At 60.2% G+C, this 14682-nt stretch carries 12 protein-coding genes; 6 read left to right on the forward strand and 6 right to left on the reverse strand.

All coding sequences use genetic code 11. The features are described from left to right. Positions 1 to 66: 66 nt before the first annotated feature. Complete coding sequence (locus tag ACYVIT_RS11625) at positions 67 to 963, reverse strand: LysR family transcriptional regulator (protein WP_415806156.1); 897 nt, start codon at positions 961 to 963, stop codon at positions 67 to 69. A 125-nt stretch (positions 964 to 1088) separates the two neighbouring features. After that, a complete protein-coding gene (locus ACYVIT_RS11630; protein ID WP_415806157.1) occupies positions 1089 to 2018 on the reverse strand; it encodes a LysR family transcriptional regulator in 930 nt (309 codons plus the stop codon). Positions 2019 to 2149: 131 nt separating this feature from the next. Here ACYVIT_RS11630 and ACYVIT_RS11635 point away from each other — a divergent pair, with 131 nt between their 5' ends. From ACYVIT_RS11635 to ACYVIT_RS11660, 6 genes are all read left to right on the forward strand, one after another. Beyond that, entirely contained in the window at positions 2150 to 3376 is a 1227-nt protein-coding gene (locus tag ACYVIT_RS11635) for an MFS transporter (protein ID WP_415806158.1), read from the forward strand. A 411-nt stretch (positions 3377 to 3787) separates the two neighbouring features. After that, positions 3788 to 4819, forward strand: a complete 1032-nt coding sequence (locus ACYVIT_RS11640) for a BMP family protein (RefSeq protein WP_415806159.1) — start codon at positions 3788 to 3790, stop codon at positions 4817 to 4819. Beyond that, positions 4816 to 6345 carry an ABC transporter ATP-binding protein gene (locus ACYVIT_RS11645; RefSeq protein ID WP_415806160.1) on the forward strand — a complete coding sequence of 510 codons (1530 nt, stop codon included), beginning with the start codon at positions 4816 to 4818 and terminating at the stop codon, positions 6343 to 6345. The genes ACYVIT_RS11640 and ACYVIT_RS11645 overlap by 4 nt, the downstream gene beginning before the upstream one ends. 18 nt (positions 6346 to 6363) lie before the next feature. Then, the gene (locus ACYVIT_RS11650) at positions 6364 to 7437 is read left to right on the forward strand and encodes an ABC transporter permease (RefSeq protein WP_415806161.1); all 1074 of its coding nucleotides are present in this window, start codon (positions 6364 to 6366) and stop codon (positions 7435 to 7437) included. A 10-nt stretch (positions 7438 to 7447) separates the two neighbouring features. After that, positions 7448 to 8398, forward strand: a complete 951-nt coding sequence (locus ACYVIT_RS11655; RefSeq protein ID WP_415806162.1) for an ABC transporter permease — start codon at positions 7448 to 7450, stop codon at positions 8396 to 8398. A gap of 34 nt (positions 8399 to 8432) precedes the next feature. Next, positions 8433 to 9704: an amidohydrolase family protein gene (locus ACYVIT_RS11660; protein ID WP_415806163.1), complete on the forward strand. Its 1272-nt coding sequence runs from the start codon at positions 8433 to 8435 to the stop codon at positions 9702 to 9704. A gap of 140 nt (positions 9705 to 9844) precedes the next feature. Here ACYVIT_RS11660 and ACYVIT_RS11665 read toward each other — a convergent pair whose 3' ends face one another. Genes ACYVIT_RS11665 through ACYVIT_RS11680 form a run of 4 tightly spaced genes read right to left on the reverse strand, consistent with a single transcriptional unit; the run spans position 9845 to position 14670 of the window. After that, the gene (locus ACYVIT_RS11665; RefSeq protein WP_415806266.1) at positions 9845 to 10612 is read right to left on the reverse strand and encodes an ABC transporter ATP-binding protein; all 768 of its coding nucleotides are present in this window, start codon (positions 10610 to 10612) and stop codon (positions 9845 to 9847) included. 32 nt (positions 10613 to 10644) lie between these two features. Continuing rightward, positions 10645 to 12441, reverse strand: coding sequence for a branched-chain amino acid ABC transporter ATP-binding protein/permease (locus ACYVIT_RS11670; protein WP_415806164.1), 1797 nt, complete (start codon positions 12439 to 12441; stop codon positions 10645 to 10647). Continuing rightward, complete coding sequence (locus ACYVIT_RS11675; protein ID WP_415806165.1) at positions 12438 to 13481, reverse strand: branched-chain amino acid ABC transporter permease; 1044 nt, start codon at positions 13479 to 13481, stop codon at positions 12438 to 12440. The genes ACYVIT_RS11670 and ACYVIT_RS11675 overlap by 4 nt, the downstream gene beginning before the upstream one ends. Positions 13482 to 13518: 37 nt before the next feature. Continuing rightward, on the reverse strand, positions 13519 to 14670 hold the full coding sequence (locus ACYVIT_RS11680) for an ABC transporter substrate-binding protein (protein ID WP_415806166.1): 1152 nt from the start codon (positions 14668 to 14670) through the stop codon (positions 13519 to 13521). Between the last annotated feature and the right edge of the window lie 12 nt (positions 14671 to 14682).

Consider the following 14682-nt stretch of genomic DNA (forward strand, 5'->3'; position numbering starts at 1 on the left):
CCTTTATTCGATTGCCGGAACTCTGCGGCGTGCGATAACGGCGCAGCCTGTTCTGGCAGATATTGGTCACGCCCATGCAGGATGCCCAAACGCCGCAATCAGAAAATCTAGCATCCTGCGCATCTTCAACGACATGTGTTTGCGGCTGGCATAGACCACGTGTATGCCCAGGGTAGAGGCATGGTAGTCGCGCATCAACTCGACGAGCGTGCCTTGTTTGAGATCCTCGCCAATCAGAAAGTCGGGCTGCAGGATGATGCCTTGATGCGCCAATGCAGCCAGACGACAGGTGTCGCCGCTATTGGTGCGGATCCGAGGATTGACCTTGACGTGCACTTCACCTTTGGGCCCGGTGAATCGCCAGTCGTCCTTGCTGGTCAGATAACTATAAGAAACGATGTGATGATGTGTCAGGTCCTCAGGGGTTTTCGGGCGGCCGTGTTTTTTGACGTATTGCGGAGATGCGCACAATGCCATCCGGGTGCTGGCCAACTGGCGGCTGATCAGGCGCGAGTCGGGTAGATTCGTGATGCGTATCGCCAGGTCGTATCCTTCGTCCACCAGATCGACCATGCGATCATTCAGATCGATGTCCAGCGATACGTTGGGGTTTTCTGCCAGGAATTGTGGCCATAACGGTGCCAAGTGCAGCAGACCGAATGATAGTGGTGCATTGATGCGCAGCATGCCTACCGCATGGCCGCCATGCGAGACGGTTTCGGTTTCCAGTTCATCGAGCGCAGCCGCGAGCTCCATTGCCCGGGCATGAAAGCGCTGCCCGTCTTCGGTCAGCGAGAGACGGCGCGTAGTCCGGTGCAGCAGACGCAGTCCCAGATGTGCCTCCAGATCAGCGACGTGCCGTGAAATGGCGGCTTTGGACAGGTTCGTGGCCTCGGTGGCACTGACAAAACTCCCATGACGCACGACGGAGAGAAAACTGTTGATCTGCTGGAGGTCAAGCATCAATTGTCTCTATTTTCGGGACAAACTGTCAGTTTATTCCCTATTTATTGTTCTGAATATTGTCAATAAATTGGCGCCTATCCGAAACGCGGGCAACAGCGTGCACGAAAGCCAGGTCCGCGGACTCACAGACCGCGGCTGGCAGCGGCCGCAAATAGCTCATTGCGCAACCAGGAATGTGCAGCATCGGCGTCGTGACGCGGGTGCCATGCCGCCGTGAGTCCAAATCCGCCGACCTCCAACGGCAACGGCAGCAAATCCAACCGGTCCGAGAACCGTTGCAAAAAACGCTCGGGCAGGGCGCACACATAGTCTGTGGCTTCAATCACCAACGGCGCCAAATGATATTGCTGGACGGAAACGGCGACATTGCGCGTGCGCCCGTGGCGAGCGATGGCATCGTCCATAAAGCCATGAAAATTACCGCCGTCTCCGGACACCATCACATGACCCAAGGCGCAGTAAGCATCGAGATCGGGAGGCGTCAGCCCCCTGGGGTGCGCTTTGCGCTGCGCCATCACATAACGCTCGCTCAATAGCTGCTGGCGACGCGCGTCTGCCGGCGTTGAAAAATCCGCGGCGATGAGTAAATCTGCCTTGCCGTTGGCGAGCCAGGCGCCAGCCGTGTCGGCAGGGACGGTATGAAATGCGAGTCGCACATGAGGCGCGCGGCTGGCGATGCGGCGGACCAGATCCAGGCCAACCATGACAAAGCCATTATCGCTGGCCAGGATTTGAAAGGTGCGCGAGTCATGCGCCGGGTCAAAATTCACGCCCCGGGCGAGGGCAGCGTGCAGCTCGTGCAATGCGGCTCGCAGCGGTTCACGTATCGCCAGTGCGCGGGCGGTCGGTGTCATGCCGCGGCCGTGTTTTGCCGGTACCAGCAACGCATCATTGGTCAGCTCACGCAGCCGGGCGAGCTGCGCCGACAGCGCGGGCTGGCTGAGATGCAACCGTTCGGCAGCACGGGTGACGTTGGCTTCCTCCAGCAACACATCCAGAGAGCCCAATAACGCCAAATCTGCACCTCGCAGAGGCGATGGTATATCAGCCATTTGGATATCTCCGATATTAATAATCGATTTCAAATATACCAAGGACTTGCGCACACTATGACTTGAAACGGAGTCGGGCAGGGCAGTCCTGGCTCGGCATGATTCGGAGTCAGACAGTGCGGACAAGGAAAGTGGAAGAACCAGAGCGGCATGCCTTGCGTGCCTTGGCCAGCGCGAATTTCGCAGTGGGCGGGATGTCGTATGGCGTGGTTGGCGCCTTACCCGCTTTAGTGGAGGCCTGGCACATCTCTCCCGGGGAGGCGGCACTATTGATGACAGCATTCTCGATCGCGTTTGCTGTCGGCGCACCGTTGTTGCAGGTGCTGGTCGGCCACTCTCGTCGTCGGACGCTGTTGTTGACCGGATTGGTGGTGATGCTGCTGGCGACATTGGCCGGGGCGTTTACGGCCAGCTTTGCCTGGTTGCTGGCTACGCGGATCGTAGCGGGCCTGGGCGCGGCGATTGTCAGTCCGGTCGCTAATGCGATCGGGGCAGGGCTGGCCCCGGCGGAGCGGCGCGGAAAGGCCTTGGCCGTGGTGTTTGCAGGAGTGACCCTATCCAGCGTCGTGGCGGCGCCGGCTGCTGCAGCCCTGGCTCAGGCTCTGGGGTGGCGTGCGGTATTCATCGGCCTCGCGATGATGGCTGCGGGCAGCCTCGGTTGGATTCTCGCCACGGTGCGCGATACGTCGTACGGTGAGCCGATGAGGCCGAGGGGATTATTGCAGTTGCTATTGCGGCCGGCTACAGCGGCCGGACTCGCTGTCGTTGTTTTGCAGACCGCGGCCTTTTTTGCGACCTATACATTGATTTTGCCGCTGATCACCGGACATTTCGGAGCCAGTGCGGCAGAGGGCGGCATTGCCTTGCTGTTGTTCGGACTGACGGGCATCGCGGGAAACCTGATCGCGCAACGGGTGTCGCTGCATCATTCTGCCGACAGGCTGCTGCGTATCGTGATGGTGACGATGACGCTGGTCTTTAGCGCGATTGCCGTGTTGGGAGTGCCATTCTGGAGTGAGGTGTTCAGGCTGGGATTGTTGTTCCTGCTGCTTGTCATCTGGGCAGTGACGCAGGACGTGTTTTATCCGTCTCAGTTGCGCCGCGTCGTTGCCCTGGAACCCGGCTATCGGGGGATGGTAATCGCGCTGAATTCGTCGGGCATCTTTTTAGGGATCGCATTGGGATCGGGTGTGGGTGGACGCGTTGCAGACCATGCAGGTCTGCTGTGGCTGGCCCCGGCATCGGCTGCATTGACGTTGCTGGCATTTGGCGCTCTGGCTGCGTCACAGCGGGCGGCCCCCCAGTCGAAAGACGAGCGAGCTACGGCCGCGCAAACTCCTGCGTGCACGATGTCGTGACCTCAATGGAACACAGAAACGCACTGCAATGGTGCGCAGAGATGGGTGTTTTTTCACGACACGCACCAAAACGGGGCGTTCAGCCCTCGATAGATTGACTACAATCCCGTCCGGCCCGGTTTTTGTTGCCGGACCGCCCCAAGACAAAAACGCCCTTTGGGGGGCAGCAAGCCGGGGGCGCAGCGTGGGGGCTTTTGTGTGACAGGTCGTGCGGCACGAGCATGCGGCATGCATTTTGCTTGATTACGGGCGACTTTCACTCAGACCCTCGGGTCACTAACACCAGTAGCCCCGCTACGTCGACTGATGCCTGCCGTTTTCCCTCGTTGTTCAGACGCGCCCCGATTTGTGCGGGGGCACCTGTGCCGCGTTCGGGTTGAGGGCTTTTTATATCGCCTAGGAGCCGAAACCATGATGTTTGAAAATCTCCCGTCCGTATCCGGACTTGCCCGCCGTAGCGTGCTGAAACTCGGTGTAGCGGCCGCGGGCGTGTTCGTGATGTCGGGCTGGGCCCAGGCGCAGGACGAAGCCAAGATCAAGGTCGCGGCTGTCTATACTGTGCCGGTCGAGCAGCAATGGGTATCGCGCATCCACAAGGCGCTGAACGCCGCCAAGGAAAAAGGCGAGATCGAATACGTGTTTTCCGAGAACGTCAGCAACGCGGACTACGAGCGTGTCGTGCGCCAGTATGCGGAGCAGGGCAACAAGCTGATCGTAGGCGAGGCCTTTGCCGTCGAGGCTGCGGCGCGCAAGGTCGCCAAGGATTATCCCGAGACAGCTTTCCTGATGGGCTCGTCGGCCAAACCGCAAAAGCCGAATTTTTCGGTGTTTGACAACTATATCCAGGAGCCGGCCTACCTGACCGGCATGATCGCCGGCGGTATGAGCCAGTCGGGCAAGATCGGCCTGGTGGGCGGATATCCCATTCCCGAAGTCAATCGCCTGATGCAGGCGTTCATGGCGGGTGCCCAGGAAATCAATCCCAAGGTCACCTTCACCGTGTCGTTCATCGGCTCGTGGTTTGATCCCCCAAAGGCTAAAGAAGCCGCCTTCGCGATGATCGATCAAGGCGCAGACGTGTTGTACGCCGAGCGCTTTGGCGTGTCCGACGCGGCCAAGGAGCGCGGCAAGCTCGCGATCGGCAACGTGGTTGACACGCAGCCCCAGTATCCCGAGACGGTCGTGGCGTCGGCACTGTGGAACATGGAGCCCACGATCGAGCACGCATTGGCTCAGGTCAAGGCAGGCAAGTTCGCGGCAGAAGACTACGGCCAGTATTCGCTGATGAAATTCAAAGGATCGGAACTCGCGCCGCTGGGTACGTTCGAGTCGAAGATTCCCGCGGACCTCAAGGCCAAGGTCGAGGCCAAGCAAAAGGCGATCCTGGATGGCAGCTTTGAAGTCAAAGTGAACAACAGCGAACCCAAGTCCAGCGCCAAATGACGGATACCCTGGCCCTGCAACTCGAGGGTATTACCAAGCGTTTTGGCAGCCTGACGGCGAATGACGCGGTCTCGCTGAGCGTGAAGCAGGGCGAGGTGCTCGCCCTGTTGGGGGAAAACGGCGCGGGCAAGTCCACGTTGGTGTCCATTCTGTTCGGGCACTACGTGGCCGACGCAGGCCGTATCACGGTCTATGGCCAGGCGTTGCCGCCCGGCCGGCCCGACGCTGCACTGGCTGCGGGCGTGGGCATGGTTCATCAACATTTCACGTTGGCAGACAACATGAGTGTGCTGGACAACGTGATGGTCGGCACGCAGTCGTTGTGGCGGCTCGCTTCCGGGCGCAAGCAGGCTCGGCAACGGTTGATCGAGCTGGGCCAGCGCTTTGGCTTGGGGGTAGATCCCGATGCACGTGTGGGAAGCCTGTCTGTCGGCGAGAAGCAGCGCGTCGAGATTCTCAAGGCGCTCTACCGTGGTGCGCGCATTCTGATCCTGGATGAGCCAACGGCTGTGCTGACGCCGCAGGAGGTCGACGGGTTGTTCGCGACCCTGCGCGGCTTCGTGGCAGAGGGGCTGGCCGTGATCTTCATTTCGCACAAGCTGGATGAAGTCATGGCGGTATCGCAACGTGTGGCAGTCTTGCGTCAAGGCAAGCTCGTGGCTGAACGCGACACGGCATCGACCAACGCGGCAGAGCTGGCCGAGTTGATGGTCGGCCGCAAGGTCGTGATGCCGCGTGTGCAGAGTGCCGAACCGCGTGCCCAGGCAGCGCCTGTGGTGACGCTGTCGCAAGTCACCGTGCGCAATAGTCACGGTGGTGCGCCACTGCTCGACGCTGCCGATTTGATCGTGCATACCCATGAGATCGTGGCCATCGCCGGTGTCGCTGGCAATGGCCAACAGGCCTTGGTGTCGGTATTGAACGGATTGCGCCAGCCTGACGACGGCACCATCAGGCTGGGGCCGGATCATGCGGCCGCGCCGCGCACGCCTGCCGGGTGGACTGCGGCGGGCGTGGGGCGGATCCCCGAAGACCGTCATCACGAGGGTGTCATCGGCGATAGCCCCTTATGGGAAAACGCCATCGTCGAAGACCTGAACGACAAGCGCTTTACCCGCCTGGGGATGGTGCGCGCACAAGCCGGCCGGACCTATGCCCGTGAGTTGAGCAAACAGTTCGACGTGCGTGCCGCCTCGCTGGAGGTACGTACCCGCAGCTTGTCCGGCGGCAATATGCAAAAGCTGATTCTGGGCCGCACGCTGGCTCGGCAGCCGAAGTTGATTGTGGCCGACCAGCCGACTTGGGGTTTGGACATTGGGGCGGTTGCCTATGTGCGCGAACAGCTATTGGCTGCGCGCGAACGTGGCGCAGGCATCCTGCTGGTGTCCGAAGACCTGGAGGAAATCTTTGCCTTGGCCGATCGCATTGCGGTCATGTGCGGCGGCAAGATCATCGCCGTGAAGCCTGTGGCTGAATGGACGCCTGCATCGGTAGGCCTGGCCATGACGGGCACTATGTCTGCCTGACGAATAGCTATCTACATCATGAATCTGTATTTGGAACGCCGCACTGAAGCCAGCCGCACGGCATTGCTGTTAGCGCCACTGGCAGCGATTGTGTTTACTTTGTTGATCTGTGCGCTGCTCGTGGCGTGGGCCGGTGCGCCGGTGGGCCAGACGTATGCGCTGTTGTTCGATGGTGCGTTCGGTTCGCGGTTTGCGTTGTCGGAAACGCTGACGCGTGCGACGCCGTTGATGCTGACCGGGTTGGCCTGTGCGGTGGCATTCCGTGCACGGTTCTACAACATCGGCGCGGAAGGGCAGTTATATCTGGGGGCCTTGGCTGCGGTGGCAGTGGGCGGGATGCATGATGGCGTCGGCTTTGATCTGCCGGTGCCGGTGCTGTTCGCCGGCATGATGATCGCCGCTGCGTTGGCCGGGGCGTTGTTGCTGTTGATTCCCGCCTTGCTGAAAACCCGTCTGGGCGTGGACGAGGTGGTGACCACGCTGCTGGGCAACTTTATTGTGCTGTTGTTCGTCTCGATGATGCTGGACGGTGTCATGAAAGACCCGATGGCCATGGGTTGGCCGCAGTCGGTGGCACTGAATCCCGATCTCGAATTCGGCAAGTTGATTGCAAAGACGCGCGCGCATACGGGGATGCTCTGGGCGCTGGGCCTGGCAGTCGGCCTATGGTTGATCAACCGCTACACGGTTTTCGGTCTGCAGATGCGTGCAGTGGGCGCCAATGCGCATGCTTCGCGTTTTCTGGGACTGCCGGTGACGCGAGTGATGCTGGGCACGGCGATGTTGTCGGGTGCGCTGGCTGGGCTAGCGGGGGCGATCGAGGTCGCAGGACGCACGAGCTATGTGACGTTGGATATGTCGCCTGGCTATGGCTATACGGGCGTGGTGGTGGCCATGTTGGCGGGCCTGCATCCGCTGGGTGTGGTCGTGGCCAGCATTTTCGTAGCAGGTATGTTGGTGGGCGCCGACAGCATGAGCCGGGCGATTGCCGTGCCGAACTACATTGCCGATGTGATTGTGGCCGCATCGCTGTTGTCCATGCTGGTGGCCACCTTGTTTGCGCAGTATCGTCTGCGCCGCAAGCAGGCCTGAGGAGACGCGCATGGAATGGATGGATCTGTTGAGTTCGAGCGCGTTCTGGGTGGCGGTGCTGCGTCTGGCTACGCCGTTGATCCTGGGCACGCTGGGTGTGCTCTTGTGCGAGCGTGCAGGGGTGCTGAACCTGGGTATCGAAGGCATCATGGCGGCCGGGGCCTTTACGGGTTGGCTGGTCGTATACCTCGGCGCACCGCTTTATGTCGGTGTGCTGGCGGCCGCGCTGGCGGGTATGGTGTTCGGGCTATTGCATGCGGTGTTGACGGTGCCGTTGGGGCTGTCCCAACACGTGTCCGGATTGGGCGTGACCTTGCTGGCGACGAGTCTGAGCTATTTCGCCTATCGCGTGACGTTTCCCAGTGTGAATACCCCGCCGACGATCACGCCGTTTGCCGAGATGACGTTCTTCAAGGACATTCCCTTGATTGGCCCTGTATTGGCGGGCCAGACGGTGATGACTTTGATCGCCTTGATTGCGGTGCCCCTGATCGCTTGGGTGTTGAATCGAACGCCGCTGGGCTTGGCGATACGCATGGTGGGTGAAAATCCCGCCGCTGCCGAGGGGCAGGGCTTGTCCGTGACGAAGCTGCGCATGGGCGCTATCGTAGCGGGGTCAGCGCTGATGGGCATCGCGGGCAGTTTCCTCACGCTGGCCGCGTTCAACGCCTTCTTTTTCAATATGGTCAACGGCCGCGGTTGGGTGTGCGTGGCGCTCGTGGTGTTCGCGTCCTGGCGGCCGGGCAAGGCCTTGCTGGGCGCGTTGATTTTCGCGTTCTTTGATGCGTTGCAACTGCGGTTGCAGCAGGGCGGCACGAGTCTGCCGGGCTTGCCAGAGTTGCCGTATCAGGTTTATTTGATGTTGCCGTACGTGCTGTCCATTTTGGCGCTGGTCGTGATGGCGCGTCGTGCCGCGTATCCCCAAGCGCTGATGAAGCCCTATCGCAAGGGCGAGCGTTGAACCCACACGGCACAGTCAATCAAAAGGTTTTTATATGCTCGATCTCATTATCAAGAACTGCAATCTGGCCAACGGCCAGACGGGCGTGGATGTCGGCGTGCAGAATGGCCGCATCGTGTCTATCCAGCCTGCGCTGCAGGCCGAGGCCGGTCAGGTGGTCGATGCTCAGGGACAGTTGCTGAGCGCGCCGTTTGTCGATGCGCATTTCCATATGGATTCGACGCTGTCATACGGCCTGCCGCGCGTGAATCAATCCGGCACCTTGCTAGAGGGCATTGCGCTGTGGGGGGAATTAAAGCCGCTGTTGACGCAGGAGGCGCTGGTCGAGCGCGCGTTGGCGTATTGCGATTGGGCAGTGGCCAACGGTCTGTTGGCGATTCGTTCGCACGTGGATGTTTGCGATTCGCGTTTGCTGGCCACAGAGGCTTTGCTGCACGTGCGTGAGCGCGTCAAACCGTATCTCGATCTGCAACTGGTCGCGTTTCCCCAGGACGGCGTGCTGCGCGCACCTGGTGCCATGGACAATCTGAAACGTGCACTGGATATGGGGGTAGACGTGGTGGGCGGTATTCCGCATTTCGAACGCACCATGGCTGATGGCGCTGAATCGGTACGTTTGCTATGCGAACTGGCAGCCGAACGCGGCCTGCGCGTGGACATGCATTGCGACGAGACGGATGATCCCATGTCTCGTCACATCGAGACGTTGGCTTATCACACTCAGCGTCTAGGTTTGCAGGGCAGGGTAACGGGTTCGCATCTCACGTCCATGCATTCGATGGACAACTACTACGTGTCCAAGCTGATTCCGTTGATTCGCGAGGCAGGGGTCTCGGCCATCGCCAATCCGTTGATCAACATCACGATTCAGGGGCGTCACGACACCTATCCGAAGCGTCGCGGGATGACACGCGTGCCCGAGTTGCTGGCGGCTGGCGTGACAGTCGCGTTTGGCCACGACTGTGTGATGGATCCTTGGTACAGCTTGGGCTCGGGCGATATGCTGGAGGTCGCGCACATGGGATTGCATGTGGCCCAGATGACTGGGCAAGACGCCATGCATGCGTGCTTTGACGCCGTGACCACCGCACCCGCCAAAATTTTAGGTCTGGACGACACGGGTATCGAGATCGGCAAACGTGCGGATATGGTGCTGTTGCAGGCTCGTAACCCCGTCGAGGCGCTGCGCCTGCGTGCCACGCGTCTGCATGTTTGGCGCGCAGGTAAGCAGGTGGCCAGCACACCGCCTGCGACGGCGACACTGGCGTTGGCGGGTCGGCCGCAGACCGTGGATTTCCGGGTGTAAGTTCCTCTCAGCTTGAATCTCCATCGCGATCGTGGCGCGGCCGGGGCGGATAGCGGGCAATTCGGCTATCTCGAATGCAAATGGATTAACTCAATTATTGCGTTATAAATGAAATAATTGCATTAAAAATGCGTTAGTTTTCAGTGTTTCCCCAACCCAAGATAAACATCAATCACTCGCCTGTCCTGTGCAATATCTGCGGCGGGTCCTTCGATCGTGATGGCGCCGGTTTCCAGTACGTAGGCGTAATCGGCAACTTGCAGGGCGGCGCGGGCGTTTTGTTCGATCAGCAGAATGGATACGCCGCGCCGGCGCAGTTCAGCCACGATATGGAATACCTCGCGCACGATGCGTGGTGCGAGACCCAGGCTCGGTTCGTCCAGCATCAGCAGCCTGGGTTTCGCCATCAATGCCCGGCCGACGGCCAGCATTTGCCGTTCGCCGCCAGACAGCGTACCGGACAATTGCGCGCGACGCTCACGCAATCGGGGAAACAGTTCATAGACCTCTTGCAGACTGGCATGATGGTCGCGTTGACCCGTGCGATAGCGGTGAAAGGCCCCCAGCATCAGGTTGTCTTCCACACTCATTTCGGCAAACAGTTCGCGTTTTTCGGGAACCAGGTTCATACCCGCTGCGACCATTTCCTCGATTTCGGCATGCACGTGAGGGCGGCCATCAAAGACGATCTCGCCGCGCGAGGGCAACACACCCATGATGGCGGCCAATAGCGTGGTTTTTCCCGCCCCGTTGGGGCCGATCACGGTCACGATCTGGCCTTCGCCTACACGAAGGTTGATGCCAGAGATTGCTTCGATCTTGTCATAGGCGACATGCAGGTCCGTGACACGCAATAGGTCGCGTGAGGGGGAGGGACGAGCCAGTGCGTCTGCGCTTGTGCTGTTCATGGCGGCACCCATGGTCGTGTTGGAGTTGAGCATCAATCGTCTATGCCTCCGAGATAAGCCTCCAGCACGGCGGGATGCGATTGAATCTCCGCGGGCAGGCCCTCTGCGATTTTCTGCCCGAAGTCCATCACGACAACACGATCCACGAGACCCATCACAAAATCCATATCGTGTTCCACGAGTAGTATCCCCATTCCCTCGGCACGCAGGCGTCGCAGAAGCTCGCCCAGCTCTTGCTTTTCCTGATAACGCAATCCGGCGGCGGGCTCGTCCAGCAGCAGCAAGCAGGGGTCGGACGCGAGAGCGCGAGCAATTTCCAGAATGCGTTGTTGTCCCAGCGCCAGCGATCCCGCCTCGTCATGCATATGCTTGCCAAGTCCCACGCGTTCGATCTGACGCGCCGCCTCGGCCAGCAGGCGTTGTTCTTCCTGGCGATCTAGTCGCCATGCGGCTTGCATCACGCCGCGATGCCCCCGCAGGTGGGCCCCGATCGCGACGTTTTCCAGTACGGTCATTCGGCTCAAGAGCTTGACGTGCTGAAACGTGCGCGATAAACCCAGACCTGCAATATGCCGCGCGCCCGTGCCAGCGACTGATTCACCGCGCAACAGCACCTGTCCCGAGGTTGGCGTATCGACACCACTGATCTGGTTGAACATAGTGCTTTTTCCCGCGCCATTCGGGCCTATCAGGGCCAGGATCTCGCCGGCGTGGACGGTGAGACTCATCGCGTTGTTGGCGACCAGGCCGCCGAACTTGCGCGTGACGTCGCGTGCTTCCAGCAGGACGGTGCCGGGCGCCGGCATGTCGCGGCGGGACAGGGGTTCGGCTTGTCGATCGACCTGCAGCGGGGACTTTTTGACCGGAACGAGTTTCGCCAACACAGGCCATACGCCGCCCCGTGCACGGTGCAGCAAGAGCACCATACCAAAGCCGAACACGATGATTTCAAAGTTGCCGGTTTGTCCCAGCAAACGCGGCATCCAGTCCTGGAGCCATTGCTTGAGGACAGTGAAAATACCCGCACCGGCAATCGCGCCCCATACGTGGCCGGCGCCGCCGATCACCGTCATGAACATGTATTCGATGCCCATTTGCAGGCCGAACGGATGGGGGTTCACAAAGCGCTGCATGTGGGCATACAACCAGCCAGAGGCGCAGGCCTGCAACGCGGCGATGAGAAAGATCACCATGCGCGCACGCGTGGTGTTCACCCCCATGGATTCGGCCATGATGCGCCCGCCTTTCAGGGCGCGTATCGCGCGGCCCTCGCGGGAGTCCAGCAAGTTTCGGGTGCACCATACGGCCAGCATCAAGAACGCCCAGATGAGGTAGTAGATGCTCGGGCCGGTATTCAATACCAGGCTGCCCAGCGAAATCGGCGGAATGTCGGGCAGGCCAGTATGGCCGCCCAGACCCTGGACAGAACCGAACGCGAGGTACAGGCTTAATCCCCACGCGATCGTGCCCAGCGGCAGGAAATGCCCGGACAGGCTCAACGTGATCGCGCCCAGCAGCCAGGCGACGATCAGGGTCAAGATCAGGCCGATGACCAGCGTGATCCATGGCGATGTGCCCATCCATGCCAGCCAAGCAGGCAAGCTCTCGGCCTGCGTGGTCAGCACCGCAGTAGTGTATGCGCCCAGGCCTACGAACGCCGCCTGTCCGAAACTCGTCAGTCCCCCCACGCCAGTCAAGAGCACCAGGCCCAACGACACCATCGCATACAGACCGATGTAGTTCAGCAGCGTGACGTAGAACGGCGGCAATACCAGCGGCGCCAGCAACAGGAGCGCCAGGAATATCAGGACAATGTGGCGCGGCTTCACTCGTCGTCCTCCTCTTCGACATGATGGCTTTTCAGTGAACGCCAGACGAGCACGGGGATGATGAGCGTGAACACGATGATGTCTTTATAGGCACTGGCCCAGAACGCGGAGAAAGCCTCGATCAATCCGACGAGCACAGCCCCTGCGGCGGCGATCGGATAGCTCACCAATCCGCCGATGATCGAGCCTACGAAACCTTTCAGGCTGATGAGAAAACCCGAGTCGAAATAGATGGTGGTGATCGGGGCAATCAGGATGCCCGACACGGTACCGATCAAGGCAGCCAGAAAAAACGTTGCCTTGCCGGCAAGCGTCGGCGAAATCCCCATGAGTCTCGCACCGAGCCGATTGAATGCTGCGGCCCGCAAGGCCTTGCCATACATGGTGCGTTCAAAGAACGTATACAGCACCACGATGAGAATCAACGACACCAGGACGACCCAGATCGCCTGACTATTGATGTTGATCGGTCCCAGCGGAAAACTGACATCGCTGAATGGATCGGTACGCGCGCCCTCGGGGCCAAAGATAAGCAGACCCAGACCCACCAGGGCCAGGTGTACGGCGATGGATACGATCAGCAGCACCAAGGTGGACGCTGATGCGATGGGTTGAAAAAACAAACGGTAGAGCTGCGGTCCCATGGGGACCAGAATCGCCAATGCAAGCAGTGCGCGCAGCACCATGGGCAATGAGGCCAACGGCAACGCATAGAGCAGGGCAGCCAATGCGAACGGATACATCAGCTTGATGATCATCCAGGGCCCTATGTGCAGATTCCCTGTGCGTCGGCGTGCGGCGATGGCATCGGCCAGAAATTCCGCCACGGCAAAACCCGCCAGCAACCACACCATACGGGTCGGGGTGCCTGCTTGCAGCGCCGCCATGGTCAGCGCGCCAAAAGCCACGAACTCGCCCTGCGGAATGAACAGCACCCGGGTTACGGTGAAGACCAGCAGGATGGACAGCGCCAACAGCGCGTAGACCGCGCCGTTGGTAATGCCATCCTGCCCCAGGATCAAGGCGATCTGCGCATTCATGCGAAAGCTCTCCGTCGTCGCGCCAGCAATGTCGCCATTACTTCACCAGCATCCACTGGCCATTTTTGACCGTGATCAGTTCGCGGCCGCGATCGTCGAACCCGCTGTGGTCTGCCGCACTCATGTTGTAGACCCCTTGCGTGCCCACCAGTTCCTTGGTTTGTTCCAGCGCGTCGCGCAATGCGCTGCGGAACTCCTTGGTCCCTGGTTTTCCGGCTTTTTGTGCAATCGGCACGGCTTTTTCCAGCAGCAGGCCGGCGTCATAAACATTTGCGCCGAACGTGGCGGGTCTGGAACCATTCAGTTTTTCATAGGCGGCGATATAGTCGCTGGCGACTTTCTTGGACGGGTTGCTGTCGGGAATCTCCGGCAACACCAGCATCAGGCTGGCTGCCAGGATTGTGCCCTCGACCTTCTTGCCGCCCAGCTTCAGGAAATCTGGCAGCGCGGCGCCGTGGGTTTGATAAAACTTGCCCTTGTACCCCTGATCAAACAGAGTGGCTTCGGGCAATACGCTCGCCGCGCCCGGAGCAGCGATCAACACGGCATCAGGCCGCGCTGACAGCAGTTTCAGCGACTGGCCTGTGACCGAGCTATCGGTGCGCATATAGCGTTCGTTGGCGACAATCTTGATGCCTTTCTCCGTCGCCAGACCGGAAAATACCTTGTACCAGTTCTCGCCATAGGGATCGTTCAGGCCGATAAAGCCGACCGTTTTGATGCCCGTCTTGGCCATATGATCGACCAGCGCACGTGCGATGATGTCATCATTCTGCGTGGTCTTGAACACCCATTTTTTCTGGTCCGTCATCGGCAGCACGACCGCAGCGGTGCCAACCGGAGCCAACATGGGCACGCCAGCCTCGGCGACAAACTGAATCACGCCCATCGCGTTCGGCGACCCTGAGGGGCCGATGATGGCGTCCACGTTTTCCTCGGAAATCAGCTTCTTGAACGCCGTGACGGACGCGGTGGGATCGCTGGCATCATCCAGGGAAATGTATTGCACGTCGATATCGCCGATCTTTTTCGGCAATAGCGGTACTGTGTTCTTTTGCGGAATCCCCACCAGCGCCGTGGGGCCGGTCGAGGACGTCACAACGCCCACTTTCATCTGTGCCCAGGCGGGCAGGGAACACAAGGCGGCCAGGACGGCCGCGGCCGCCAGCGAGACAGTCTTTGAATGCATGGCAAATCCTCC

Source organism: Bordetella muralis, assembly GCF_054781015.1.